The organism is Streptomyces sp. NPDC006265 (assembly GCF_040613555.1).
Lineage (GTDB): Bacteria > Actinomycetota > Actinomycetes > Streptomycetales > Streptomycetaceae > Streptomyces.
Genome location: NZ_JBEXSH010001244.1, coordinates 1 through 1,935, shown reverse-complemented (window position 1 = coordinate 1,935; position 1,935 = coordinate 1). Strand labels below are relative to the sequence as shown.

At 71.9% G+C, this 1,935-nt stretch carries 2 protein-coding genes; both read right to left on the bottom strand.

What is annotated here, in order from left to right:
• Positions 1–73 precede the first annotated feature (73 nt).
• Complete coding sequence (locus ABZ281_RS47605) at positions 74–538, bottom strand: GNAT family N-acetyltransferase (RefSeq protein WP_356664889.1); 465 nt, start codon at positions 536–538, stop codon at positions 74–76.
• Between the two features lie 55 nt (positions 539–593).
• A partial coding sequence (locus ABZ281_RS47600; RefSeq protein ID WP_356664887.1) for an ABC transporter permease occupies positions 594–1,935 on the bottom strand: 1,342 nt, incomplete at its 5' end.

The window sequence follows — 1,935 nt, the reverse complement described above, 5'->3', positions numbered from 1 at the left end:
TCCGGCCGGCACGCCGAGAGCACGCACCGGACGCCGCTCCTCAACGGGCAAACGTCGCCTGCCGCGGCGCTAGCTAGTCCGTGAGCGGCTTCACCCAGCGCCGCCACTTCTCCTCGGGACCGTATCCGGCGGCGTCCCACGCCCGGTGCGCGGTGTCGTTGTGCGTGAGCACCATCGCGTCCGCACGGCGCCCGCCGAGCCGCACGAACCGCTCCTCGGCGGCGGCGAGCAGCGCGGAGGCGATGCCCCGGCGGCGGTGGTCCGGGTGCACGGCCAGCCGGTACAGGTGGCAGCGCCAGCCGTCGAACCCGGCGATCACCGTGCCCGCCAGGTCGCCGCCGCTCTCCCGAGCTCTCGACTCCGCTCGAGCAGGGGGGACCCCCATGGCGAGGATCAGCGCCCCGGGGTCCCGAGCGACCAGCCGCTCCATGCCACCGCGGTCGTCGCTGATGCTCGTGCCCTCGGCGGCCACCTTCCAGAAGGCCAGCACGGCGTCGAGGTCCTCGGGCGTCGCGGCCCGGATGCGCAAGTCGGTCATCCCAAGATCACATCACCCTGGCCGAGCGGCGTCAGACCGTTTCACCATGCGGACGTCACTCGTGCGCGATGGCCGCCAGTACGTTCATCCGGGAGGCGCGCAACGCCGGCAGCAGCGCCGCCACGATCCCGACCACCGCCGAGCCGACCACCACCAGCACGATCGTGACCCACGGGATCGCCAGGGCCGTCATGCCCTGGAGCGCCAGCACCTGCTGCATGCACACCCCCCACACCAGTCCCAGCACCAGCCCGAGGACCGCGCCGAACACCGCGATCACCACCGATTCCAGCCGGATCATCCGCCGCAGCTGGCGCCGAGCCAGCCCGATCGCCCGCAACAGCCCGATCTCCCGGGTGCGTTCGACCACCGACAGCGCGAGGGTGTTGACCACGCCGAGCACCGCGATGATGATCGCCAGCCCGAGCAGCGCGTACACGAGGTACAGCAGGACGGCGATCTGGTCGTGGACCAGCCGCTTGTAGTCGGCCAGGTCCCGCACCTGCACCTGCGGGTACGGATCCAGCGTCTCCTCCAGGTTCGCGCGCAGGTCGTCGTCGCCCGTGCCGGCTGCGGCGTTGACGTACAGCGCGGAATCCTGTCCGCCCGGCGCGTACCGCTTCAGGGTGTCCAGCCCGAAGAACAGCCCGCCCTGGGTGCCGAATCCCTCGGCGGAGTCCTGGTCGGTGAGCGCGCCGACCGTCAGCTCGGGCGAGCGTCCGCCCGGGAACTCCACGGGGAGGGTGCTGCCCACCCGCACGCCGTGGTCGCGTGCGAAGTCCCGGTCCATGGCGAGCTGCCCGCTCGCGAGGGCGGACGCCGTGTCCCCTTGTACGTAGGTGATGTTGGCGACGTCGTCGAGCCGCGGATCGTAGCCCGCGGCGGTGGTTTCCACGCGGTCGCCGTCCGGGAGCCGCACCGCGACCGGGGTGAACCGCCCGCGCACGACCAGGCCCACGCCGTCGGTGTCGCGCACCTTGCCGGTGACCTCCTGCGGGAACGGCTGGAAGTTGGCGTTCTGGATCACGAAGTCGGCGCCCAGGGTCTCGTCGATCTGCCGGTCGAACGACGCGGTCATCGACTCGCTGGCCACCGACATGCCGCCCACCAGGGCGATCCCCACCATCAGGGCCGCAGCCGTGGCTCCGGTACGGCGGGGATTGCGCAGGGCGTTGCGCTGGCTCATCCGCCCGATCGACCCGAACAGCGCGGGGAAGGCCGCGCCCAGTACCCGGATCACCGGACGCACCAGCAGCGGTCCGGCGATCACGGTCGCGATCAGGGTGAGCACCACACCGAGGCCCAGCAGGGACGCCGCTGATCGTGCTCCGGCGGATCTTCTTGTCGGCGACGGTTTCGCCGTCCTCGAGCTCCCCGCTGCCGCTCTGTGCGCCGAT